General features: G+C 59.4%; 19 protein-coding genes. 11 read left to right on the top strand and 8 right to left on the bottom strand.

Features of this window, described 5'->3' with window-relative positions; translation table 11 throughout:
• Positions 1–45: 45 nt before the first annotated feature.
• The 8 genes from mutM to AEYBE204_RS0119715 all read left to right on the top strand — a co-directional run bounded on the left by mutM (position 46) and on the right by AEYBE204_RS0119715 (position 10,425).
• Entirely contained in the window at positions 46–924 is an 879-nt protein-coding gene (gene mutM, locus AEYBE204_RS21275) for a bifunctional DNA-formamidopyrimidine glycosylase/DNA-(apurinic or apyrimidinic site) lyase (RefSeq protein WP_023460378.1), read from the top strand.
• Positions 925–1,117: 193 nt separating this feature from the next.
• Positions 1,118–1,393 (top strand): 30S ribosomal protein S20, encoded by a 276-nt coding sequence (gene rpsT, locus AEYBE204_RS21270; RefSeq protein WP_023460377.1) that lies wholly within the window; start codon positions 1,118–1,120, stop codon positions 1,391–1,393.
• Positions 1,394–2,026: 633 nt separating this feature from the next.
• Positions 2,027–3,460, top strand: coding sequence for a chromosomal replication initiator protein DnaA (gene dnaA, locus AEYBE204_RS21265; RefSeq protein WP_031229474.1), 1,434 nt, complete (start codon positions 2,027–2,029; stop codon positions 3,458–3,460).
• Between the two features lie 138 nt (positions 3,461–3,598).
• Entirely contained in the window at positions 3,599–4,720 is a 1,122-nt protein-coding gene (gene dnaN, locus AEYBE204_RS21260; protein ID WP_023460375.1) for a DNA polymerase III subunit beta, read from the top strand.
• Positions 4,721–4,792: 72 nt separating this feature from the next.
• Positions 4,793–5,323, top strand: coding sequence for a GIY-YIG nuclease family protein (locus AEYBE204_RS39790; RefSeq protein ID WP_081724551.1), 531 nt, complete (start codon positions 4,793–4,795; stop codon positions 5,321–5,323).
• A 317-nt stretch (positions 5,324–5,640) separates the two neighbouring features.
• The gene (gene recF / locus AEYBE204_RS21255; RefSeq protein ID WP_023460374.1) at positions 5,641–6,777 is read left to right on the top strand and encodes a DNA replication/repair protein RecF; all 1,137 of its coding nucleotides are present in this window, start codon (positions 5,641–5,643) and stop codon (positions 6,775–6,777) included.
• 2 nt (positions 6,778–6,779) lie between these two features.
• The gene (gyrB, locus tag AEYBE204_RS21250) at positions 6,780–9,236 is read left to right on the top strand and encodes a DNA topoisomerase (ATP-hydrolyzing) subunit B (protein WP_023460373.1); all 2,457 of its coding nucleotides are present in this window, start codon (positions 6,780–6,782) and stop codon (positions 9,234–9,236) included.
• A gap of 616 nt (positions 9,237–9,852) precedes the next feature.
• Positions 9,853–10,425, top strand: coding sequence for an NUDIX domain-containing protein (locus tag AEYBE204_RS0119715; RefSeq protein ID WP_023460372.1), 573 nt, complete (start codon positions 9,853–9,855; stop codon positions 10,423–10,425).
• Positions 10,426–10,576: 151 nt separating this feature from the next.
• On the opposite strand, the gene rpoD is transcribed toward AEYBE204_RS0119715, so the two are convergent.
• The 5 genes from rpoD to thrB form a co-directional block, all read right to left on the bottom strand.
• The gene (gene rpoD, locus AEYBE204_RS21245) at positions 10,577–12,661 is read right to left on the bottom strand and encodes an RNA polymerase sigma factor RpoD (RefSeq protein WP_023460371.1); all 2,085 of its coding nucleotides are present in this window, start codon (positions 12,659–12,661) and stop codon (positions 10,577–10,579) included.
• 103 nt (positions 12,662–12,764) lie between these two features.
• Positions 12,765–14,648 (bottom strand): DNA primase, encoded by a 1,884-nt coding sequence (dnaG, locus tag AEYBE204_RS21240; protein WP_023460370.1) that lies wholly within the window; start codon positions 14,646–14,648, stop codon positions 12,765–12,767.
• 40 nt (positions 14,649–14,688) lie between these two features.
• On the bottom strand, positions 14,689–15,462 hold the full coding sequence (locus AEYBE204_RS21235; protein WP_023460369.1) for a class I SAM-dependent methyltransferase: 774 nt from the start codon (positions 15,460–15,462) through the stop codon (positions 14,689–14,691).
• 149 nt (positions 15,463–15,611) lie between these two features.
• Entirely contained in the window at positions 15,612–16,391 is a 780-nt protein-coding gene (locus AEYBE204_RS21230; RefSeq protein WP_023460368.1) for a class I SAM-dependent methyltransferase, read from the bottom strand.
• Entirely contained in the window at positions 16,388–17,356 is a 969-nt protein-coding gene (thrB, locus tag AEYBE204_RS21225; RefSeq protein WP_023460367.1) for a homoserine kinase, read from the bottom strand. The genes AEYBE204_RS21230 and thrB overlap by 4 nt, the downstream gene beginning before the upstream one ends.
• Positions 17,357–17,601: 245 nt before the next feature.
• Between thrB and AEYBE204_RS21220 the strand changes: the two genes are divergently transcribed.
• Entirely contained in the window at positions 17,602–18,609 is a 1,008-nt protein-coding gene (locus AEYBE204_RS21220; protein WP_023460366.1) for a cysteine synthase A, read from the top strand.
• 137 nt (positions 18,610–18,746) lie between these two features.
• On the opposite strand, the gene gcvA is transcribed toward AEYBE204_RS21220, so the two are convergent.
• Entirely contained in the window at positions 18,747–19,709 is a 963-nt protein-coding gene (gcvA, locus tag AEYBE204_RS21215; protein WP_023460365.1) for a transcriptional regulator GcvA, read from the bottom strand.
• A gap of 128 nt (positions 19,710–19,837) precedes the next feature.
• On the opposite strand from gcvA, the gene AEYBE204_RS21210 reads away from it, so the two are divergent.
• Complete coding sequence (locus tag AEYBE204_RS21210; RefSeq protein ID WP_023460364.1) at positions 19,838–20,935, top strand: NAD(P)/FAD-dependent oxidoreductase; 1,098 nt, start codon at positions 19,838–19,840, stop codon at positions 20,933–20,935.
• A gap of 303 nt (positions 20,936–21,238) precedes the next feature.
• Here the strand turns inward: AEYBE204_RS21210 and AEYBE204_RS21205 are convergent, their stop codons facing one another.
• Positions 21,239–22,222, bottom strand: coding sequence for a class 1 fructose-bisphosphatase (locus AEYBE204_RS21205; protein ID WP_023460363.1), 984 nt, complete (start codon positions 22,220–22,222; stop codon positions 21,239–21,241).
• Between the two features lie 206 nt (positions 22,223–22,428).
• On the opposite strand from AEYBE204_RS21205, the gene AEYBE204_RS21200 reads away from it, so the two are divergent.
• Positions 22,429–23,559 (top strand): hypothetical protein, encoded by a 1,131-nt coding sequence (locus tag AEYBE204_RS21200; RefSeq protein WP_023460362.1) that lies wholly within the window; start codon positions 22,429–22,431, stop codon positions 23,557–23,559.
• 3 nt (positions 23,560–23,562) lie between these two features.
• On the opposite strand, the gene glmS is transcribed toward AEYBE204_RS21200, so the two are convergent.
• On the bottom strand, positions 23,563–25,401 hold the full coding sequence (gene glmS, locus AEYBE204_RS21195; RefSeq protein WP_023460361.1) for a glutamine--fructose-6-phosphate transaminase (isomerizing): 1,839 nt from the start codon (positions 25,399–25,401) through the stop codon (positions 23,563–23,565).
• Positions 25,402–25,473 lie beyond the last annotated feature (72 nt).

The raw sequence follows: 25,473 nt of genomic DNA, 5'->3' as shown, positions 1-25,473 counted from the left end.
TTGCTAAAAGCACCCTATAAACGCGCTCCATAGAGTGAGGTTTATATGCCCGAACTGCCCGAAGTCGAAACCGTCCGTCGAGGCCTTGAGCCCGCGCTGGACGGCGCGCGTCTATCCGGGGCAAGGGTGCATCGTGCGAACCTGCGCTACGCCTTCCCGGAGCGCTTTGCCGAACGTCTCGAAGGCGCGACGGTGCTGCGACTTGAGCGCCGCGCCAAGTACTTGCTGTTTCACCTCGATACGCAGGAGGTATGGGTCACACACCTCGGCATGACCGGACGCTTTCAGGTCATCGATCTCGATGGCGAGACCGTGCCGCTCGACGGTAACTATTATCACGCTATGCGCCCCGATCCCAAGCACCTGCACGTTCAGGTATTGGCGGAAAAAGACGGTGCGACCCGCCTTATCGACTTTTACGATCCGCGCCGGTTCGGCTTTATGCTTCTGCTCAGGCCCGACGAACTCTATGCGCAGGGCTGGTATAAGGGACTAGGTATTGAACCCCTATCGGACGCGCTCAACGCCGACTGGCTCCATGAGACTCTGACGGCGCGCAAACCGAACCTCAAGACGCTCCTGATGGATCAGACCCTGATCGCCGGGCTCGGCAATATATATGTGTGCGAAGCGCTGTGGCGGGCGCGCCTGTCGCCGGACAGGTCGGGGCCGTCGTTGCGTCGTGCCGACGCTGTCGAACTCACGGCGGCCATCAAGGCCGTGCTGGAAGAGGCCGTGGCGGCGGGCGGCTCCTCGATCAGCGATTTCGCCTCGGCCAGCGGGGAACTGGGCTATTTTCAGCACCACTTCCGCGTCTATGACCGCAAGGGCCAGCCCTGCCTGCGCGAGGGCTGCGATGGGGTTATCCAACGCAAAACCCATTCTGGCCGTTCGACTTTTTATTGCCCGGTGTGCCAGATTTGATGGGAATCCCGGCTATACAGAGCCATCCACAGACGCAGAGGCGAAAAAAGTCCGCACTGTGGATGAATCTTCGCTGACAAGCGTTGACCTGCCCCTGCCCATCGGTTATATCCCGCCCCCTTGAAATTCGCGTCGTGGCCCGCTCAGATGGCTGGCGCCGCGGCTCCCTTAACTTATCTCACCGAGGTGATGAATGGCTAACAATCCCGGCGCCAAGAAAGCGATCCGCAAGATCGCCCGCCGTACCGAAGTCAACAAGGCGCGCCGTTCGCGCGTCCGTACCTTCGTCCGCAAGTTCGAAGAAGCCCTGGCTGCCGGCGACGCCGCCGTCGCCAAGACCGCCTTTGTCGAGGCGCAGTCGGAACTGATGCGCGCCGTCACCAAGGGCGTGGTCCACAAGAATACCGGCGCGCGCAAGGTGTCGCGTCTGGCTGCCGCGCTCAAGAAGCTCGACACGGCCGCGGCCTAATACCGCTTCCGGAGGCCTGTCTGGCCGCGCCTGAGATTTATCCGGCGGCGGAACAAGGTCTCTTCTTAAAAAGATAAGGGGTCCGGATCGTTCGATCGTGTCCGGCCCCTTGTTTTTTCCCGGCTTTGCACTCTTTTTACGCCTCCGCCCTTCGTGTCGGAGCGCTTTTTTCTGCGCAAATTTTTTTTACCAATCGGTCAAAAAGACGCAGGAAAGGCGGTTAATAAATTTCTCCTTGCCGGGGAAGAGGTTATCAGAGTCAACCAAAAGATTCGCTCCTGTGAGTAAATATCCTCGTTGACCTGACCGCCGGGAAAGCTAAGGTGAACCCACCTCACCCTTCCATCCCAACACGGATGAAATGGTGGCGCTCGGTTAAGTCCGGACGCCAGAGCCTTGATTGTTGCCGAAGTGCTTGTTTTTCCTGATCTAAATGGAGGTTGGGACGGTGGCCAAAAAGGACCTGAGATTGACCGGAAAAACCGTTGTTCAGGACGGGCCGGCGCAGACAAAATACCAGTAACCGGACAGGGCCGGTCTTTCGGTGCAGGGGCGTGAAACCCTTAAGCCAGACGAGAGAAACGGTCCGGTCCATGCGTATGAGTTGGGGAATATGATCGGGGCTTTTATAACATGCCAGGCATAAACAGCTGGTCACCGATCCTGCCTGAAACGGTATGGTCTAAAGTGGCGTCCACCCTCCGGCACGAACTCGGTGAGGGTCCTTATAATTCATATGTCGCACCGTCCGCCCTGCGTCAGGGGCCGATGGGTGACCCAGTGCTGGTAACGCCGACCCTCTATGCCCGCGACTGGTTCGCGCGCAATGCCCTGAAGCGCGCCAACGAGCTGTGGTCGCAGATCGACCCGGAATCGCGCAGCCTCGACCTCAAGTCGCGCGTCGAATTCGACGATCAGGCCAGGATCGTTCAGGTCGCCCCCGAATCCGTCATTCCGACCGCCGCGCCGTCGGTCCTGCCGTCGGCACCGGCCCCCGTCGTCAATTTTCAGGACGCTGCCGCCCGCGTGGCCGGTCTTCAGGAGCGCCTGACCTTCGACACCTTCGTGCCGGGCCGCGGCAACGAATTCGCCTATACCATGTCGCGCCAGGTGGCGAGCTGGGCTGATGGGCACTTCAACCCGGTGTTTTTTCATGGCCCGTACGGCTACGGAAAGACGCACCTGCTCAACGCCATCGCCTGGGAGGCGCGGGCGCGTCGTCCGGACGCGAAGATCGTCTATCTGACGGCGGAAAAGTTCACCTCGACCTTCGTCAAGGCGATCCAGGACCGTTCGACGGCGGCTTTCAAAGAAGAACTGCGTGGGGCCGACCTGCTGCTGGTGGACGATGTCCACTTCATCGGCGGCAAGACCTCGTCGCAGGAAGAGCTGTTCCATACCTTGACCGCGCTTCTGGAAACCAATAAGCGCGTGGTGTTCACGGCGGATCGCCCGCCGTCGCACCTCAACGAAATCGAAGCGCGTCTCAGGTCGCACCTGTCTTCCGGACTGGTCTGTGCCCTCGACGTCGCCGATCAAAGCCTGAGACTGGGCATTGTCGAGCGGAAGCTCGATCAGCTATCGATGCGACTGGGCGCCGCCCAGAAGCCTCACCACGATGTATTGCAATTTTTAGCAGACCGCGTACCGGGTTCCATCCGTGAGCTGGAAGGGGCCGTGAACACGCTGGCCGCTTCGGCCGGTGCGCGTCTGGGGAGTTTGACTTTGGACGAAGCTATGGCCTTGCTGCAACCCAACCTGAAGGTATCGGCGGAACGCCGCGTGACGGTCGACGAGATTCAAAAGCTGACGGCGGATCACTTCGCCCTGAAGCAGGCGGATCTTTTGTCGGAACGTCGCACGCGCAGCGTCGCCCGCCCGCGTCAGGTGGCTATGTGGTTGTGCAAGCAGAACACCACCCGTTCCTATCCGGACATCGGTCGCCGCTTCGGCGGTCGCGACCACACGACCGTGCTGCACGCCGTCAAGAAGATCGAGGAACTGCTGCAATCGGACGAACAGATCGCCAAGGACGTCGAGGCCCTCACCCGTAAACTGCGCGGCTGATTTCGACCTCAACAAGCGGTTGACGCCGCTTAAGAAACCTTTAAGGTCTTGCGAAGCGCCGGAGCCCAAAAGCTCCGGTCTTTTGCACTCAGGACCGCTACAGACGGTTCCGGGCAATCTACGATTTGGAACGCTAAGATGCAGCTGATCATTGAACGTGGCGCGCTTTTGAAGGCCCTGAGCCACGTGCAGAACGTGGTGGAACGCCGGAACACCATCCCTATTTTGTCGAACGTCCTGCTGTCGGCCGAAGGGTCGCAGGTGTCGTTTTCGGCCACCGACCTCGACATGGAAATCGTCGATGTCACCGAGGCCATCGTCTCGGTGCCGGGCCAGATCACCGCCCCCGCCCACACCCTCTATGAAATCGTACGCAAGCTGCCCGACGGGGCCGATGTCGAACTGCGCTATCAGGCCGGTGAAGACCCGCGTCTGACGGTGCAGGCCGGACGTTCGCGCTTCGCCCTGCCGGTCCTGCCTGCCGGCGATTTCCCCGTCATGTCGGGCGACCACGAAGGCGTCACCTATTCGCTGCTCAAGGAAGACCTGAAGCGCCTGATCGACAAGACACGTTTCGCCGTCTCGACCGAAGAGACGCGCTACTATCTGAACGGCCTTTACCTGCACACCATCACCGAAGACGGCTCCGCTTACTTGCGCGCCGTGGCAACTGACGGTCACCGTCTGGCCCTCGCCGAAATGCCGGCCCCTGAGGGTTCGGTCGGCGGCGCGGGCGTCATCATCCCGCGCAAGACGATCGATCAGGCCCGTCGTCTGCTTGACGACGGTGCGGGTTATGTCGAAATGACCGTCTCGCCCGCCAAGATCCGCTTTACGCTGGGCAATGCGTCTCTGACCTCGAAGATCATCGACGGCTCGTTCCCGGACTATGGCCGCGTAATCCCCAAGAACAACGACAAGTCGATGATCGTCGACACGGGCGTTCTGGCCCGCGCCGTGGACCGTGTCTCGACCATCTCGGCGGAAAAGAGCCGTTCGGTGAAGATGTCGATCGAGCCGGGTCGTCTGACCCTGACCGTGCGCAATATCGAAGCCGGTCAGGCCGTCGAGGAGGCCGAGATCGAGTACGATTCCGACGCGCTGGAGATCGGCTTCAACGCCCGCTACATTCTTGATGTCATGGGTCAGATCGCCGGTGAGCAGGTTGAACTGCGCCTGAACGACGCGGCCTCGCCGACGCTTGTACTCGACACGGCCGATCAGGGCGTCCAGTACGTGCTGATGCCGCTGCGGGTGTAGCGATCAGCACTGATTTTACGTTTTGAATTCAACCCGCTGGCATATGTCGGCGGGTTTTTTTAGGGTAATAACGTGCACAACAAAAAATCAATTCAGCTTGTCCGCGACATTCTAGGTGCCAAGCACAACTTATCGCAGGATGCTGGTATTTATGCTTACTGGTGGGTTGGGCCTAGGGAAATTTTGTTGCATGCGGATAGGGAAATTTGGCTCAAAGGTCCGGGTGGGATTGAGGTAAAAGTTGAATATCATGATTGGTGGCCGAAAAAATTAAGTTATCCTTGTTTGTATGTTGGAAAAACTACAAATATACACAGACGATTCAATCAACACATCATGCCAAAAACCAAGCCAAATGGAAGGCTTCATGATAAGCATAAAAATTTTAGAAAGGTAATATCTTATAATTCAACATGCCAATTGCGATTTGTAATAGAACATATATTTCCTAATTTGGAATCTTCGTTGGATATTATTAAAAGTAATGTCGGATTTTCGTATAATTCCGGTTTCAAGGTTAATGCAATTGCAGAACGTTTTTTTGAGGAAGATCGGCTTATTGGATCGTGGCGTCCTTGGTTCAATATCGATGCTGAACGATAATATATCCACCAAAATTGTAGAGCTATAGAGCGAAGTGCGAACAGGCTTTGCGCGAGTCGGTGGGCATGGTAGGTCGAAGTCAACTCATCTGATCCAGCGCGTTTCGGGCTTTTTAAGATTTTGACCACGGAAAACACGGAAAGCACGGAAAATGCCTTTGGGTCGGACGTCTGCGCGAAGCGGCAAATAATCCGTGCGGCCAGCAAGCGGTATAAAGGCCCTGCGGGCTCTGTGCTGACACGCAAAGACGTCCGTGCTTTCCGTGTTTTCCGTGGTCAAGCCTTCATTGTAGCGAGCCCAGAACTCAGGGCGAGTCGATGAAAACGCGTCTGCACACCCTCAGCCTGACCGAGTTTCGCGGCTATGAGCGGCTCGATGTCGATCTGCAAGGCCGGTCGCTGTACCTGTTCGGGGCGAATGGCGCGGGCAAGACCAACTTCCTCGAAGCGATCAGCGTCCTCAATCCCGGTCGCGGCCTGCGCAATGCCGCCGTCGGCGATCTGGGGCGGCGGTTGCCGCATGAAGTCAAGGGCCGGGCCTGGGGCGTGTCGGCGATCCTCAAGACCGAGGATGAAGAGGTACGGCTGGGCACCGGTTCCGACCCGCGCAACCTCGACAAACGCGCCGTGCGTATCGATCAGCAGACCGTCGTCGCGGGGCGCTTGCTCGACCATCTGAGGCTCGTCTGGCTGACCCCCGCGCAGGACCGCATTTTCTTGGAGGCCCGCGCCGAGCGCCTGCGCTTTTTCGACCGGCTGGTCTTTGCCGCCGACCCGCACCATGCCTCGACCGTCGCGGCCTATGAGAAGGCCCTGCGCGAACGTTTGAGGCTACTGACTCAGGGTCCTGCCGATGCCGTGTGGCTCGATGCGCTGGAGGAGCAGCTGGCCAATGCCGGGGTCGGCATGATCGTCGCCCGCCGTCTGGCGCTGGAGGCGCTACAGGCCGAGATAGAGAGCCATCAGGGTGCCTTCCCCAAGGCCGATTTGGGTCTGACCGGCGAAGAGCAATCGGGCGTCGTGGCGGTTTACGATCACCGCACCCTGAACGGCTGGTTGCGCGAAGGTTTTGCCCGCGCCAGAGCCCGTGATTCGGCCGCCGGGCGCTCGCTTTTCGGGCCGCATCGCACGGACCTGAGCGTCTTTCACCGCGACAAGGATCGTCAGGCAGCGGATTGTTCGACGGGCGAGCAAAAAGCGCTTGTTCTGAACATGATTTTGGCGCAGGGCGCGCGACTTTCGCGTGTCAAAACCGCACCGAATCCTGTAGTATTGCTTGACGAAGTCGCCGCGCACCTCGACCCGATTCGCCGGGGCGCGCTGTTCGACGAAACCGATCATCTGGGCCTGCAAACCCTGTTTACGGGCACGGATGAAAACCTCTTCGACGGACTGTCCGGGCGTGCGCTCGGCGTTCGTGTCGACGGAGGCCAATGGACGGAATTTAGGAACTAGGCATGGCCGAAAACGAAGAACATCCCGAAATCGTAACGAACGCTTACGGCGCGGATTCGATCAAGGTCCTTAAGGGGCTGGACGCGGTGCGCAAGCGCCCGGGGATGTATATCGGCGACACCGACGACGGGTCGGGCCTGCACCACATGGTCTACGAAGTCGTCGATAACGCCATCGACGAAGCTTTGGCCGGTCACGCCACCCGCGTCGAGGTGATCCTCAATGCCGACGGGTCGTGTTCGGTGTCCGACGACGGGCGCGGGATGCCGGTCGATATCCACGCCGAGGAAGGCGTGTCGGCCGCCGAGGTCATCATGACCCAGCTTCACGCCGGGGGTAAGTTCGACCAGAACTCCTATAAGGTCTCCGGCGGTCTGCACGGCGTCGGCGTTTCGGTCGTCAACGCCCTGTCGGATTACGTGGAACTCAAGATTTTCCGTAACGGCAAGCAGTACGAGGCGCGCTTCGAACTGGGTGAGACGGTTAGTTCGACCGTCATCACCGGTGACGCGCCTCTCCGTGAAAACGGCAATCCGCTGACCGGCACCATCGTCACCTTCCTGCCGTCGCTGAAGACCGGTCCCGACACCGGCACCTTCACCTTCATCGACTTCGACCGCAAGACGCTGGAGCACCGCCTGCGCGAACTGGCCTTCCTCAATTCCGGCGTTCATATCCGCTTCGCCGACCTGCGCGAAGCCGAGCCTTACGACATCATTCTGCACTATGACGGCGGTATCGTCGAATTCGTCAAGCACCTCGACAAGTCGAAGACGGCGATCATCAAGGCCCCGATCGACGTACGCGGCGGCCGTGACAAGGTCGAGATCGATCTGGCCCTGCAATGGAACGACTCGTACCACGAGACCATGCTGTGCTTCACCAACAATATCCCTCAGCGCGACGGCGGCACCCACCTGGCCGCCTTCCGCGGCGCGCTGACACGGGTCATGACGGCCTATATGGAATCATCCGGCCTCGCCAAGAAGGAGAAGGTCTCGGTTTCCGGCGAAGATGCCCGCGAAGGCCTGACCTGCGTCCTGTCGGTCAAGGTGCCGGACCCGAAGTTCTCGTCGCAGACCAAGGACAAGCTGGTCTCTTCCGAAGTGCGCCCCGCCGTCGAAGGCCTCGTTTACGACAAGCTGTCGCAGTGGTTCGAGGAGAACCCCGTCGAAGCCAAGCAGATCGTCACCAAGATCATCGAAGCGGCCTCGGCCCGCGAAGCGGCGCGCAAGGCCCGCGAACTGACCCGCCGCAAGTCGGCGCTCGATATCTCCAGCCTGCCGGGCAAGCTGGCCGACTGTCAGGAACGCGACCCGGCCAAGTCCGAAGTCTTCATCGTCGAAGGTGACTCCGCCGGTGGTTCGGCCAAGCAAGGTCGTAACCGCGAAAATCAGGCCATTCTGCCCCTGCGCGGTAAGGTGCTGAACGTCGAGCGTGCGCGTTTCGACAAGATGCTGTCATCCGAGCAGATCGGCACCCTGATCATGGCGCTGGGCGCCGGGATCGGCCGCGACGAGTTCAATATCGAAAAGCTGCGCTACCACAAGATCATTATCATGACCGACGCCGACGTCGACGGTGCGCACATCCGGACCCTGCTCCTGACCTTCTTCTATCGTCAGATGCCGGAAATCATCGAGAAGGGTTACCTCTATATCGCCCAGCCACCGCTGTATAAGGTCGCCAAGGGCAAGTCGTCGCGCTACCTCAAAGATAATAACGAACTCGACGCCTTCCTGATCGAGGAGGGCACGACCGAGGCCGTCCTCGAACTGCGCAATGGCGAACGCATCGCCGGACCCGACCTCGAAGCGCAGGTCCGCGCCGCCAAGACCTTCAAGGCCACGGTCGATCGTCTGGCCATGCGCGCCCCGGCCTTTGCGCTGGAACAGGCGGCGCTCGGCGGCCTGTTCGGCGAAGCGCCCGACGCGGCGGTTCTGGCCAATGTCGCCACGCGCCTCGACCGCCTCAACGAAGACGGCGACGGCCCGTGGTCGGTCGAAGCCGGCGAGACCAGCCACGGCGGCTACGTCTTTACCCGCGTCCGCCGTGGCGTGTCGGAAAAGATCGTCCTCGACGACGGCCTGATGCACTCGCTCGATGCCCGCCGCCTGGGTGAGCGCGTCGAAGGCCTGAGCGACATGTTCGCCGAGGTTGCCGTCTTCCGCCGCAAGGAAAAGGCTTCGGACATCCGCGGGCCGCTCGACCTCGTGGCGGCGGTGCTCGATGCCGGTCGCAAGGGCATGACCATCCAGCGCTATAAGGGTCTGGGCGAAATGAATGCCGAGCAATTGTGGGAAACCACGCTCGACAAGGACGCCCGCACCCTGTTGCAGGTTCGCGTCAACATGACCGACGAGGCCGACGATCTGTTCGTCAAGCTGATGGGCGATCTGGTCGAACCGCGCCGCGAGTTCATTCAGGACAACGCGCTGAACGCCGAGGTGGATGCTTGATTTCACGAAAAAGTTGCCCCGCAAGCGGGGTACTTTTTCGTGGTGAGAAAGCTATCGTTCGGAGTCTATGTTAAACCACGGCCGCCACTTACCAATGAGCAGATCTTCTCTAAAGAAGCGCTCTGCGATTGCATTATCGGGAAAGTGTGTATCCCAAGAAAAGCCGACAGAATTCTTTATGAGATTAAGTGAGTTGGGCTCTCTAGGAAAGATGTGCTCAATTCCAAATCTCAACTGACAAGATGTTGTAAGTGGTTTGCATTTGATATTGTTCTCAGGTCTGCCGTGCAATCGCCCAACAGACCCGTTTTTTATGTGCAAGCCGAAGCGTTTCTTTAAACTCGTTGATTTGCCGACATATAGGCACGGGTACGTTAATTCTTCTGGCCACCAATCTCTATATTCTACGTCAACGGGTCTTCCGCTTGGCCCTTTTAAAACAATATGTCGATTGCTGTTTAATAGTTGTGCTTTCGGCGCAATCCACCAAAATGCGTATATGCCTGGTTCATCTGGTATGGGGTTCAGGCGACAATTTAGAATATCCCCTACTGAGTAAATTGACTCAGGATCCTGCATCTGCATTCCTAATCGTTGCTGTATTGGATGATATCTAATGAATAGCAGTACAATAATTGTCCTTGCGACCGCGTTAATAGTCGATCCAAAGCTGCGGCTGGCTCTTGTTGTACGCAAACGAGGCTCTGCCTTTTTCATGCAGGCGGGTGGCAAGATCGATGCCGGAGAGACGCCGTTCGACGCCTTGCAGCGCGAATTGCGCGAAGAAATTGGGCTGGAAATCACGCAGGAACAAGCTGAATATCTAGGCGAATTTCATGCCGAGGCGGTGAACGAGGCCGGGCATCAGGTCCATTCCCACGCCTTCTATGTCGAGATAAACAGACCGGTCTTTGCGGCGGCTGAAATCGAGCAAATCCGCTGGATCGATCCAAGCAATGTCGCGGACTTACCGCTGGCACCCTTGTCGAAACTTCAGCTTATGCCGATAGCAGCTCAAAGGTTGGCGTATGTTGAAAAAGATCATGCTTATAGAGCCGCTATAAAAGAGGCGATAGTTGAGGCTGACAAAGGCATTTTCATTTCTGGCGGTAAGGTCAGGGAGTGGCTGGAGGAGCTTCGAACGAATCCGAATGCTCTCGAACCTGAGCCTGATATCTTCAAGAAATAGAGGAACTTGCATTGGTCATAGCCGTCCTGTTCCCAGTCAAGGGGTGTGGGGTCCGTGACCCCACGAAGCCTGATCAAAGAAAAAGCCCTGCTTAAAGAAAGCAGGGCTTTTTCTTTGACTAGAAGACTTGGGGCCGCAGGCCCCAAACCCCTTAACTGTCGAGGAACGAGCGCAGCTTACGCGACCGCGACGGATGCTTCAGCTTGCGCAGCGCCTTGGCCTCGATCTGACGGATACGCTCACGGGTGACCGAGAACTGCTGACCGACTTCTTCCAGCGTGTGGTCGGTGTTCATACCGATGCCGAAGCGCATCCGCAGAACGCGTTCTTCACGTGGGGTGAGCGAGGCCAGAACCCGCGTCGTGGTTTCACGCAGGTTCGACTGGATCGCCGCGTCGATCGGCAGGACGGCGTTTTTGTCCTCGATGAAGTCGCCGAGGTGCGAATCCTCTTCGTCGCCAATGGGGGTTTCGAGCGAGATCGGCTCCTTGGCGATTTTCAGAACCTTGCGCACCTTTTCCAGCGGCATGGCGAGCTTTTCGGCCAGTTCTTCCGGCGTCGGTTCGCGACCGATTTCGTGCAGCATCTGGCGCGAGGTCCGCACGATCTTGTTGATCGTCTCGATCATGTGCACCGGGATACGGATGGTGCGGGCCTGATCGGCGATCGAGCGCGTGATCGCCTGACGAATCCACCAGGTGGCATAGGTCGAGAACTTATAGCCGCGACGATATTCGAACTTATCGACGGCCTTCATCAGGCCGATATTGCCTTCCTGAATGAGGTCGAGGAATTGCAGGCCGCGATTGGTGTACTTCTTGGCGATCGAGATAACCAGACGCAGGTTGGCTTCGACCATTTCGGTCTTGGCCTGACGGGCTTCGCGCTCGCCCTTCTGCACCGTCTGGACGATGCGGCGGTAGTCGTCGACGGCCACGCCCATGTCGGTGGCCAGACCGATGATGTCGCCCCGGATGCGGGCAATCGATCCGGCTTCGTTATCGGCGAACTTCTGCCAGCGCACGCCCAGATCGCGGACCTTGTCGGCCCATTGCGGGTCGAGTTCGCGCGAATAGTAGTGCTGGAGGAATTCCTGACGCGAGATGCCGTAGCTGTCGGCCAGACGCAGCAGACGGCCTTCAAGGCCCATCAGGCGCTTGTTGATCGTATAGAGCTGTTCGACCAGCGCTTCGATACGCTGGTTGTTGAGCTTGAGCGTCTTGAGGTGGCGGGTGATCGTCGCCGTCACCTCGTCATAGGCGGCGCGGTCGGCGGGATCGAGCGGCAGGCCTTCCAGCTTCGCCGTCAGCATCTTTTCCTGCGTGCGGCGGTAGGTCTCGAACTCCGCCGCAATGGCGTCGAGCGTGGCCATGACGCCTTCGCGCAGTTCGGATTCCATCGCCGACACGGTCGGACCGGCACCGTCGTCGAAATCGTCCTCGTCTTCTTCTTCCGGCTGAGGTTTCTTTTCTTCCTCGTCCATCGGCACGTAGTCGTCGTCTTCGTCGCCATCACCCTTAGGAGCCTTGGGCTCGACGGGCTTGGCTTCGACGATTTCGGTCTTGGGCGGCGCGACGGGTTCCGGCGCTTTCACGACGGGCGCGGGAGCGCGCAGCGCAATCGTGCCGTCGCCTTCGTCTTCGTCGACCTCTTCACCAAGCGCGCCCGGAGGCGGGCCTTCGGCGGGGCCGCCGCCGTAGGTGCCTTCGAGGTCGATGATTTCGCGCAGCAGGATGCGGCCCGACCCCAGTTCTTCGCGCCATACCATGATGGCTTCAAAGGTCAGGGCGGATTCGCACAAACCGCGGATCATGGTGTCACGACCGGCTTCGATCCGCTTGGCGATGGCGATTTCGCCTTCGCGCGACAGCAGCTCGACCGAGCCCATTTCGCGCAGATACATGCGCACGGGGTCGTCGGTACGGTCGTAGTTCGAGGTCTTGGTCGTCTCGATGACGGCCCCGGCCTCTTCGCGCACGGCGACCTCACCGCCTTCGGCGACGTCCTCTTCCGAATCGACGACGTTCACGCCCATTTCGGTGAGCATGGCCAGCGTGTCTTCGATCTGCTCGGAGGTAAACTCCTCCGACGGCAGGACCTTGTTCAGCTCGTCCATCGTGACGTAGCCGCGGGCCTTGGCCTGCTTGATGAACTTCTTTACCCCGGCGTCGGTAAGGTCGAGAAGGGGACCGTCGGAGGACGCGTCGGCTTCAGGCTTGTCCGTAGCTTGGCTCATTTATTTCTCCGCCCAGCGGTGCGCACCGCGTGAGACTCTAAACATGTGCGGCATTTTTACCGCAGATGGCTTATATTAACGAAGAAGCTCAACGAATGATTAATTAATCGTCCGCATCCGCTTCAAAAATCTGTCCGCTTTTCAAGGCTTTGCGCAAGGCGTCGCGTTCCAGCTTGGTCCGTGAAAAAATTTCTGCGTCAAAAGAAGCCGAGGCCTCATTTTTCGCAGCCGTTAATGCACGATCCAACGCCGTCAAACGCGCGAACGCGTTGAACGCTTTGAGCCAGCGACTATGGGCATCTGCGAGAGATATGTCCTGTGCGAGGATTGGCGATGCCGCTCTGAGGGCTGCCTTTTGTATCTCGCTCAATAATGCGCCATAACCTTGATTTTGCAGATGGCGGTTCACACTGGCGGAGTCAAGGGGGCTTGTGGAAAAACTTAAGCCCACCAGCGTTTTGGCCAGTCTTTCCAGCGCCGGATCGCCCAGACCGTAGGCATCGAGCGCTTCGGCTTGATCCATCATCCAGTCGGGATGGTCGAGCAAGCCCTGCGCGAGGGTGGCGGACATCGGATCGAGCGCTTTTGACAGGGCCTGCGCCGCGCGACCGCCTTCGGGGGTCATCTGGATCGGCGGCTCTACATATTTACCATTTTTGAAGCTGCCGCGAGGCTGGAACGGCGCGCGTTGAAAACCCTGCGCCGGTTCGCGTCGGAATAGGGCGTCGAAGCGATCCATCAGGTCCTGACGGTAGCTCTCGGCGAGGTCCTTGTCCTCGATTTGCCCGGCCAGCGCACGCAGGCGTTTCTTGAGGCCCGCCTTGCGTTCGGGCGTATCGAGCGGCTCCAGATCCTGTTCGCGTTTGAACAGAACCTCCACAAAGGGCTGTGTGATGGTCAGAGCTTCGCGCAGGGCCAGCGGGCCTTTTTCGCGCAGCACGTCGTCGGGGTCTTTGCCGCCGGTGATCAAACAGACCTTGAACGACTTGCCGGGTTTGAGTTTCGGCAAGGCGCGATCCAGCGCTCGGTCGGCGGCGCGCATCCCGGCCTTGTCACCGTCAAAACAGAGCGTCGGCTCCGGGTGACGCCGCCACAGAATTTCGATCTGCTCCTCGGTCAGGGCGGTCCCCAACGGCGCGACGGCGGCGATCTGCGCCCGCTGACAGGCCAGCACGTCCATATAGCCTTCGACGACGACCAGCTCCGGGCCGGTTTGCGCCGAACCGAGGATTTTCAGCGCCTTGGACAAACCGAACAGCAGCGATCCCTTGTGGAACAGCGGCGTTTCCGGGCCATTGAGATATTTGGCCTTCTCGTCCGGATCGAGCGCCCGCCCGCCGAAGGAAACAATCTTCGACCGCGCGTCCTCGATGGGGAACATCAGCCGGTTGCGGAAACGGTCATAAGGGGCTTTCCCCTCCACCTCGATCAGCAGCCCGCATTCGACCAGCTCGGAGACCTTGGCGCCTTTTTGCACCAGCGCGTCTTTCAGCGCCGTGTGGTCCTTGGGCGCATAGCCCAGACCGAAATCGGCGACGTCCTGATCGCTGAGGCCCCGTCGTTTGAGATATTCGCGCGCGGCCTGCGCGCCGGGCGTCTTGTCGTGCAGGCGGGCGGCGAACCATTTGGCGGCCAGGTCCATCCAGTCGCTCAGGCCCTGACGCTTCATCTGCGCCTGAGCGTCCTGCGGCGTCTGGACGGGCAGGGCCATGCCGGCTTCGGCAGCCAGTTTTTCGATGGCTTCCACGAAGCTCAGGCGTTCGGTTTCCTGCAAAAACGAGATGATGTCGCCGTGCTTGCCCGACGAAAAGTCATGGAAAAAACCTTTCTCGTCATTGACGTAGAAGGACGGCGTTTTTTCCTTGGAAAACGGCGACAGGCCAACCCATTCGCGGCCGTTACGGCGCAGCTTCACCGCCTTGCCGATGACCTCTGACGGCCGCAAGCGGGATTTCAGTTCTTCCAGAAAACGGTCATCGAAGCGCACAGATTACATATACGCGCTTGGGCGGCGAAGGAAAGGGGCCTTACGGCTTGCGGAAATAGAAGACAGCGCTATGTGCATTACCGTGGTCCTGCAAGCTGGTGTGCATCTCACGGATTCCCGCAGCTTGCAGGGTGGCGAAAATGAAGTTCAGATTATAGCTGTTCATCTGCATTTCGGGATCTGCTTTTCGTCCCAGAAGACGCGGCACAAGGCGACGGATGTGCCGTTTGAGCATCCATATACGCGCTATGAGACTGGGCGACGTTTGGCCGAAGGGGTCCGGGTGAATCGTATTGTTGAACAGAATATGCAAGGCCCCCACGCCACCCGATGCCATATGATCGATCAGGCGCTTGAACAGGACACGTCCCCGTATTTCGGGGATGTGCTGAAGAACGATGTACGAATGGATAAAATCATATTTGCCTTCAAGTTGCGACAGGTTATCGTCGGATCTCGCGAAGCGCACATTGCGCAGCCTACGTGCCTCGACATTGCGCTGGGTCTCCGCCAGCATGGTTGACGAAATGTCCATCCCCGTCACATCATCCATCCGAGCCGACATAGGCAGGACCAGTCGCCCGGTGCCGCAGCCGAAATCCAGTCCGCGCTTCGGCATAAATTCCGAGTCGATATGACGACGGATGCGGGCGAAGACATCCTGCATATGATGCTCGCCGGAGGTGAAAAATTGACTTAGCCCCTCAGGCGTCAATCGATCCTGCCGCAGGGCGTCATCGGTAATAACGGCGAAATAGGGGTCTTGTTGCCCCCACTGTTCCCAGTCGGCATCTGTGCTGCGCGATAAAAGCATTGAAATGTCCCCCAAACCCATCACCGCATTCAGCCAGGATCATCGGCTTCGTCTTCGGAGATAGATCAGGGTTAAAAAACATCATAAAACGACGTTCTTGTAAGCGCACAAGCAGCACATATTTCCCATCCGCAGGAATAAAAGTGGCCTTAAGGTTTGCGGAAAAAGAGGAACGCGCTCCATTCACCGCCGTGATCCTCGAAGGTGGTGTGAATTTCACCGACGCCGGCTGTTTTCAGCATGAAGAAGAGAGTGTTCAGGTCGTAGATATTCATCTGCATTTCCGGCTCCGTCGCCGCCTTACGGCCCATAAGACGCATCAGCAGACGATGGACGCCCCGTTTGACCGCCAGTATGCGATCATGGAAGCTGGAGGGCGTCTGGCCGAAATTCGCGGCGTGGAACGTCTTGCCGAACAGGATGTGCAGCGCCCCTACCCCGCCGGGCGCCAGATGTTTGACCAGACGCTGAAACAGCACCTGTCCACGTTCCGGGGGGATGTGCTGGAAAACGATATAGGAATGGATGAAATCATAGCTACCGCTGAGTTGCGACAGCGCGTCATCCGATTTGAGCAGATGAACATTGTGCAGGTCGCGAGCGTCGATGTTGCGACGTGCCTCATCGAGCATGGACGAGGAAATATCCATGCCGGCCACTTCGTCCATCAGGCCTGCCATAGGGATGACCAGCCGTCCGGTGCCGCAGCCGAAATCCAGGCCGCGCCGGGGGGAGAAGGCCGGATCAATATAGCGCCGGACGTAGGCGAAAACGCCTTCGATATGCGTTTGTCCTGAGGCAAAGAAATGATCAAGCGCGTCGGCGGTCAGCCGTTCCCGCCGCATGGAGTCATGGGCATAGACGCCGTAGTAGGGGTCTTCACGGCCCCAACGTTCCCAATGGTCGTCCGTACTGCGCGCCGGGCTCATTTGAAGTAATCCTCTCCGGCTTCGATCGCCCGATGATATTCCAGCCGACGGTAGAAGGCTTCCGGGTCTTTCGGCTTCACCACCCAACTGGGGTCGTGATTCAAAAGATCATAAAGCCGCGTCAGTGTAAACCGCACCGACGACCCTCGCGCAAACAGCGGCAGGGCGGCGATTTCGGCGTCCGACAACGGGCGCTCTTTGTGATAGGCCTTGACGAAGGCGCTTATCATTTCAGGGATGGCTTGGCCACCGGGCGTGAAGCCCCACGCATTGAACGACACCGCCAGATCGTAGGCGTAGAAATCGGTGCAGGCGTAATAATAGTCGATGACGCCGGTGACCTGACCGTCGTCGTCCATCAGGACGTTGTCGGTGAAATAGTCGGCATGGATCGCGCCTTTTTCGAGCGTTTCCGGCCATACGGTTTTCAGATACGCCACTTCGGCGCGGAAATCGGCCAGAATGGCTTCGGCACGCGCCGATTGCGCCGCGCGCGGCTCGCAGCGTGCGATCAGGTGGTCCCACACCGCGATCCCCATCGAATTGTCGCGGTGCTGGGGGAAGTCGGCACCTGCGGTGTGCAGCTTCGCCAGATACTCCCCCGCCGACGCGGCGTGCCGCACATCGGGATTGCGCGGCCAGCGTCCGGGCAGCCACTTGATCAGGGCGCAGGATTTACCGTTGATGCGCCCGATGCTCTCGCCCGACCGCATGATGGCTGGCCCCGGTGCGGGATAGCCCTTTCGGTCCAGATGCAGCGTATAGTCCATGAAATAGGGCAGGTCCTCTTCGGGCGTCGCCGCCTCGAACAGGGTCAGGGCATAGAGACCCGTTGTCGTCTCGACCTTGAAATTGGTGTTGGAGACGCCTTCCTCGATCCCTTCGAGGTGGAGCAGGTCGCCGATCTGGTACTGGCTCAGATAGGCGCGGGCCTCGTCCAGAGATACTTTTGTAAATACGGCCATGCGCCCCAGGTGCCCTTATTCGCGTTAGCCCTGCTATAGGCGAGGCAATCCCCTTTCGACAATAGGGACATGAGATTTTGCAAGCCATTCGCAAACTTTGTGCGGTCGCGTTGACCGCTGTCAAACCCTTGCTCTATAAGGCCATCACCATATCTGTAAGTCGCGCTAAACCACCGGGTGAGAATCTATCGCTTGGGATTGCGGTGTAAATCCAATAGCGCAAACCGACTTCAAAGGAGTTTTCCGTGGCCAAAACCGTATCCTCCGTGCTCGACCTTGTCGGCGATACGCCCCTGATCCGTCTCAACCGCGCGTCGGAGCAGACAGGCTGCGAGATTCTGGCCAAGGCGGAGTTCCTCAATCCGGGTCAGTCGATCAAGGATCGCGCCGCCCTGTGGATTATCCGCGACGCGGAAAAGAAGGGCCTGCTGAAACCCGGCGGTACTATCGTCGAGGGTACGGCGGGCAATACCGGCATCGGTCTGGCTATGGTCGCCAATGCGCTGGGCTATAAGGCGGTCATCGTCATTCCGCGCACGCAGGCGCAGGAAAAGAAGGACGCCATCCGTATGCTGGGCGCGAAGCTCATCGAAGTCGATGCCGTGCCCTATTCCAACCCGGACAACTATGTCCGCTATTCCGGGCGTCTGGCCGAAGAACTGGCAAAGACTGAACCGGGCGGGGCCATTTGGGCCAACCAGTTCGACAATGTCGCCAACCGCAACGCCCATATCGACGCCACGGCGCCGGAAATCTGGGCCCAGACCGGCGGTAAGATCGACGCCTTTATCTGCGCGGTCGGGTCGGGCGGGACGCTTGCGGGCGTCGGTATGGGCCTGCGCGGGTTCAACCCCGATATCAAGATCGGTCTGGCCGATCCGTACGGCGCGGCGCTGTACAGCTACTACACGACCGGTGAACTGAAATCCGAAGGCACTTCGATCACCGAGGGCATCGGTCAGGGCCGCATCACGGCCAATCTCGAAGGCTTTACGCCGGACTATAGCTATCAGGTCGCCGACGAAGAGTGGCTGCCGGTGCTGTTCGATCTCGACCGCTACGAGGGTCTGGTCGTCGGCGGTTCGTCGGCGCTCAACGTCGCTGGTGCGATCAAGCTGGCGAAAGAGATCGGCCCCGGCAAGACCATCGCCACTGTGCTGTGTGACTACGGCAACCGCTATGCTTCGAAGATATTCAACGCCGAGTTTCTGGCCTCCAAGGGCCTGCCGACACCGCCGTGGAGCGAGGGGTGAATTTAGAAATCCGCGCATTAGCCCCCTCTCCCCTATGGGGAGAGGGTTGGGGTGAGGGGGCAAGTCACGCGCTTGTGGTTTCCCCCTCATCCGGCGCTTTGCGCCACCTTCTCCCCACGGGGGAGAAGGGAAAGCACTTAGATTCCCTGCGCCGCAAAGACCGGACGGTCTTGCGGGCTGGCGGTCGCGTGACCACCGTCGCGGGCCTGAGCGCGCAGCCAGTCCATGAATCGCGTCTGGGCCAGCGACGGCTCGCGCGTCTGCGGCCACACCAGATGGTAACCGAAGCTGACCGGGGCGTCCTTTTCGTTGAACAGGCCGCGCAGGCGACCGGCGCGCAAATCGGCCTCGGCGATGGTACGTTTGGCGAGCGCCACGCCGCGACCGGCGACGGCGGCCTCGATGACCATGTGGCTCTGATTGAAGCGCGGGCCGCGCGACGGATCGACACCGTCAACGCCATGTCCTTTCAGCCACATCGCCCAGTCGGGATCGGACGGGTCGAGGTCGGAACTGACATCGTGCAGCAGCGTGTGATGCATCAGGTCGGCGGGCTTGCGGATGGGCGCGGCGTCGAACAGGGCAGGCGAGCAGACCGGCAGGACAGCCTCGACCAGCAGATGCTCGACATTGACGTTGTTGTAGTTGCCGGTGCCGTAGCGGATGGCCAGATCGACGTCGGACACGGCGAAGTCGGTTGTCGCCATGTCGGCGGACACCCAGACGTCGATGTCGGGATTGGCGGCGGAAAAGTCGCCCAGACGCGGCATAAGCCACTTGGCGGCAAAGGACGGGGCGACGGAAACCGTGACGCGGCCCTTCTGCTGGGTCTGACGCATGACACGGGTCGCCTCGAACATCTTCTCGAAGGCTTCCTTGAGGATGATCGACGAGGCCTTGCCCGCGTCGCTAAGGACTACCCGGCGGCCGTCGCGCACGAACAGTTCGACGCCGACATGCTCTTCCAGCAAACGAATCTGCTGCGACACCGCGCCGGGCGTGACGAACAGTTCTTCGGCGGCGTGCTTGAAGCTTTCGTGGCGCGCGGCGGCTTCAAACACACGCAGCGCCGACAGTGGCGGCAAACGGTCACGCGACATAATGACTCCCGCATCAGTTTAGACTATCGGATAGCCTGACTGATCTTTCTGTAAAAACCCTCAGATGCGGCCCTATATACCGCATCCTCTGTTTAATAAATCTAATCCTTGCGTTTCGGAGACAAAAAATGAGTGACGCGAACCCATCGAAGGCCATCGAAGTGTTGGACGCCGGTCAATCCTGGGAAACCGACGTCGTCGTGATCGGTGCTGGCCCCGTCGGCCTGTTTAGTATTTTCGAACTGGGCCTGCTCGACATCAAGGCCCACGTTATCGACATTCTGGACAAGGTCGGCGGTCAGTGCGCCGAGCTTTATCCCGAAAAGCCGATCTACGACATCCCGGCGTGGCCGATCATCACCGGTCAGGAAATCACCGATCGCCTGCTGGAACAGATCGCGCCGTTCGGTGCCAAATATCACCTTGGTGAGATGGCCGTGGCTGTCGAAAAACTGGAACAGGAGGACGGTACCTTCAAGTGGAAGGTGACGACGGATCAGAAGACTTCGATCGTCGCGCGCTGCATCCTGATCGCTGCGGGCGGGGGGTCGTTCCAACCGAAAAAGCCGCCGATCCCCGGCATCGACGGCTTCGAAAACCTCGGCGCGGGCCTTGGGGTCCACTACGCCGTGCGCAAGATGGACGCCTTCCGCGGCAAGAAGATCGTAATCTCCGGCGGCGGCGACTCGGCGCTCGACTGGACGCTCAATCTGCAACCGATCGCGGAACGCGTTACCCTGATGCACCGCCGCGACGACTTCCGCGCCGCCCCGCACAGCGTGGCTCAGATGCGCAAGCTGGTCGAAGAGGGCGCTATGGACCTCGTCATCGGTCAGGCCACCGCGCTCCGCGGTGAAACCGGCCATGCGCTCGATGCCGTGACGGTCGAGGACAACGACGGCAACGAGATTCACCTTGAAGCCGACGCCTTCCTGCCGTTCTTTGGTCTGACCATGAAGTTAGGTCCGGTCGCCGAATTCGGCCTGAACCTGCACGAGAACCTGATCCCGGTCGATACCGAGAAGTTCGAGACCTCGACGAAGCAAATTTTCGCCATCGGTGACATCAACTACTATCCGGGCAAGCTGAAGCTTATCCTGTCGGGCTTCCACGAAGGCGCGCTGGCGGCGCAACAGGTCTTCCGCTACGTCTATCCGGACAAGAAGTTGCGCTTCCAGTACACAACCTCGTCGTCGGACCTGCAAAAGAAGCTTGGGGTTAAGTAAGCAGGGGCTCGCCCCTGCACCCGTTAGTTGGCTCATACTTTCATACTCCCCCAGCGTGCTGGGGGAGGTGGATGCGAAACCAAAGGTTTCGCAGACGGTGGGGGGCTCGCGTAAATACCGCGCATAAATCGGCTGGCCCGATGAGCGCGAGGGTGCGACGGCGAAGGCCACCACCACCACATCTCACCTGCCTAACGGCAGGCTCGTGCGGTCCCCCTCCTCGCCAAAGGCAGGGAGGTATAGAATATGAAAACCCCGCCTCAGACTGATCTGAGGCGGGGTTTTCATATCCAATTTCAAAGCTTACGCTTCGCGGAAATAGCTTTGGACGCGTTCCACCTCTTCGCGCGACCCCAGAATCACGCTCGTCCGCTGGTGCAGCTTCCCCGGCATCTGATCGAGGATACGATCCGGGCCGTTGATCGCCGCGCCGCCGGCCTGTTCGATCAGGAAGGCGATCGGATTGGCTTCGTACAGCACGCGCAGCTTACCGTTGCTGACATTCGGACGCGTGTCGCTGGGGTACATGAAGATGCCGCCGCGCGAAATGACGCGGTGCACGTCGCCTACCATCGAGGCCAGCCAGCGCATGTTGAAATCCGTCCCGCGCACGCCGTCCTTACCGGCCAGACATTCGTCGATATAGCGACGGACCGGCGGGTGCCAGTGGCGGTGGTTCGAGGCATTGATGGCGAATTCGCGCGTCGAGACCGGGATCTGCACCTGATCGCGGATCAGGAACCAGTCGTTCTTGTGACGGTGATAGCCAAAGATCGCCACGCCTTGCCCGAAGGTGAGGACCAGCTGGGTTTCCGGGCCATACAGAACGTAACCGCCCGCGACCTGTTCGCTGCCGGGACGCAGGAAATCGGCCTCGGTCAGATCGGCACCGGTTTTCGGGGCATCGAGGATCGAAAAGATCGTGCCGACCGTGCCGTTGACGTCGAGATTGCTGGAACCGTCGACCGGATCGAAGATCAGCAAATAGTCGCCCTTGGCGTCCACCTGAATCAGCGTGTCCATTTCCTCGGAGGCGATGCCCGCGACCGTGCCGTGCCAGCGCTCGGGCTGGATGAACAACTCGTTCGACAGCACGTCGAGCTTCTTCTGCACCTCGCCCTGCACGTTTTCCTGATCCAGCGCCCCTTGCAGATTGTTCAGCGAGCTGGTGCCGATGATGTCGCTCAGTTCGGCGCACGAGGCGGCCATGGCGAGGATCAGGCGGTTGAGTTCGGGGCTGATCGGTAATTTGGCCGCGTCGAGATACTGGCTTAAGGTCTGGGTCATGAAATGAGGTCCGGTATTATTAGCGCATTCCAAAAAGTGTGTAGCGGTTTTTGGAATCAAATGCGCGACAAGAAAGTTGGGAATTATCCGCAACGACCTATCAGGCCCTTTCGTTTGGTGCAAGCTTGCCGGGTGGTCACGCGATTGATCGGCCTTCCGGCCATTAAGAGAATGCGCTAGGATTGTTGAATGGAGGGGCCAGAACTATGAAATGGATTTTATGGACGCTGATAATCTGGCTTTGTGCGGCGACAGCCGAAGCAAAGCTTTTGGATGATCCGGTCGAGGTCCTGTATGCCATGCCGGATGCCGTTGATCATGTGGTGGAAATGCGTATCAGCGGCTACCTAGATGCATCGGATCGCATCGTGGTTCAGCGCCGTAAAGAGTGGGTAGGGGGTACATATCTGGATCGGGTGGGGTTATTTGGCGCACGGGAAAGCGTGCTTATAAACGTGAAGCGCCACGAAATTTGGCGTTATGGGCGTTTCAGGTCGCGCTATGGCGAGTACAGGAAAAATGATTTCGCCTATCTCGTATACAATGCTTTGCGCGACAATGATTTACCAACACCCGTACGGACAGAAGGGACCGATAAGGTGCTGGGGGAAACCTGTGCAGTCTGGCGTCTGCAACGGGATGAAATGACAGAGACCTTTTGCGCCACACAGGATGGCATCATTCTTTGGTATAAGACTCAGGACGCCTATGGGGGGAGCGAGGCTCGGGCAACGAAAATCAAGCGCCTTACACCTCCGGTCGAGGATATGGTCTTGCCTGCGGATATAACGCTTTTATCGACATGGGGAGAATGGTTGCCTGACCCAAAAGGTACGCAAAACCATGAAACCAGATTGCGCTGGACACAGACCTTGCCACTGGACCAGTCTGAAAGCTGGACATCTACCGTCAGGCATTTAGGTGGCATCGAGGTGCAGGATCGGATCGATGCGACAGGTGAAATTACACGGACGTACAAAAGTCGGTGGGGCGCAATAATCGTGCGGCAGGACGCGCAGGGTATATTCGAGTTGTCCATTGATCACAGCGTCGAAATCGAACCCTATGCGTCGGACAACCCTGATACTGAGCCGCCACAGATGCGCCTGAACGAGCCGTGTTGGCGCAAGGGCTGGACGACGGAACATGGCGGTGGCTATGAGTGCCTGACCAGAGACGGGGCGCGGCTGGAATTTTATGCGGACAGCTATTTTCCGGTGCTTGAAAAGATAACCGCGGAGCCGCTCGCTTTTCGGCGCGGGCACCTTAAGCCAACGGATGTGATGCCGCCCGCCGATCTGCTCAGTCCGGATTTTAAACGGCTGACGCCGTTTTAGGTTCTACTCCACCGTCACCGACTTGGCGAGGTTGCGCGGCTGATCGACGTCGGTGCCCTTGTGGACCGCCGTATGGTAGGCCAGAAGCTGGATCGGCACCGAATAGACCAGCGGGGCGATGAACGGGTCGCAGGTCGGGCCCGTGACGATTTTCAGCGTCTTTGCGGCATCGCCGGACAGGGCCGGAGCCTTCTGCGGGGCGTCGGTGATCATGATGACGCGGCCGCCGCGTGCGGCGACTTCCTGCACGTTCGAGGCTGTCTTTTCGAACAGTTCGTCGTCGGGCGCGATGACCACGACCGGTGTGTTTTCGTCGATCAGAGCGATCGGGCCGTGCTTCAGCTCCCCGGCGGCATAGCCTTCGGCGTGGATATAGCTGATCTCTTTCAGCTTCAGCGCGCCTTCGAGCGCCAGAGGATACATGGCACCGCGCCCCAGATAGATGACGTCGCGGGCGCGCGACAAATCAAACGTCATCTTGAAGATTTCGGAGTCCATGGTCAGGGCCTGTGAGATCAGGCCGGGGCTTTCCAGCAGAACCTGCACCAGACGCGCTTCCTCAACCGCATCGATGCGACCGCGTTGCGCGGCGGCGGCCACGACCAGCGACAGGAGCGCCGAGACCTGAGCGGTGAAGGCCTTGGTCGAGGCGACGCCGATTTCGGGGCCGGCGTGGGTCGGCCACAATATGTCGGCTTCGCGGGCCATGGTCGAGGTATGGACATTGACCAGCGCGGCGGTTTGTAAGCCTTCGGCCTTACACCAGCGCAACGCCGCCAGCGTGTCGGCGGTTTCACCCGACTGCGACACGGCCATGGCCAGCGTCCCCGCCGTCATGGCCGGGGTGCGGTAACGGAATTCCGAGGCGACCTCGACATCGACGGGCAGGCCCGCGATCTTCTCGAAGGCGTATTTGGCGATGCAGCCCGCGTAATAGGCGGTGCCGCAGGCGATAATCTGGATGCGGGTAACTTGGGTGAAATCGACGCTGGCTTTGATGTCGGCCTTGACGCTCTGGGCGACCGGATCGAGATAGGCCGAGAAGGTCCGCTGACAGCTTTCGGGCTGTTCATGGACTTCCTTTTCCATGAAGTGGCGGAACGAGCCCTTTTCGACCAGGGCCGCCGAGGCCGAGACCGTGGCGATCGGGCGGTTCACGCGGAAGCCTTTGGCGTCGTGGATGTCGGCGCTGTCTTGCGACAGGATGACCCAGTCGCCTTCTTCGAGATAGGTGACGCGGTTGGTGAACGGCCCGACGGCCAAAGCGTCCGAACCGAGGAACATCTCGTTCTCGCCCCAGCCGACGACCAGCGGCGAACCGCGACGCGCGCCAAACAGGGTTTGCGCCTCGCCGTTGACGATGATGGCCAGGGCATAGGCGCCGTGCAGGCGGTCCAGCACGGCTTTGAACGCTTCCTTAGGGGACAAGCCCGTTTGCAGCGTCGCGTCGAACAGATGGGCGATGACCTCGGTGTCGGTGTCGGACGTAAAGACATGTCCGGCGGCGATCAGTTCGACCTTAAGCTCGGCAAAGTTCTCGATGATGCCGTTGTGAACCAGCGTCACCTTGCCGGAAGCGTGCGGGTGGGCATTGGCGACCGTCGGCGCGCCGTGCGTCGCCCAGCGCGTATGGCCGATGCCAACCGTGCCTGAGACGGGGCTTTCATCGACCACGGCTTCGAGGTTGCGGATCTTGCCCGCCGCGCGACGGCGTTCGGTGCCATTATTGGTGACGACGGCGATGCCCGCCGAGTCGTAGCCGCGATATTCCAGCCGCTTCAGGCTTTCGATCAGGCGCGGGGCCGCTTCGGAGGTGCCGATAATACCGATAATGCCGCACATGTGATCGTCTCCGTGAGCCTGTATATGGCGATTTATGCCATAATATTCAGGGGTTCGCGTTAAATTGCGTGT

This window comes from Asticcacaulis sp. YBE204, from assembly GCF_000495855.1.
Taxonomy (GTDB): domain Bacteria; phylum Pseudomonadota; class Alphaproteobacteria; order Caulobacterales; family Caulobacteraceae; genus Asticcacaulis.
Note: the sequence above shows the minus strand (reverse complement) of the source record. Positions and strands in the feature narration are given on the sequence as shown.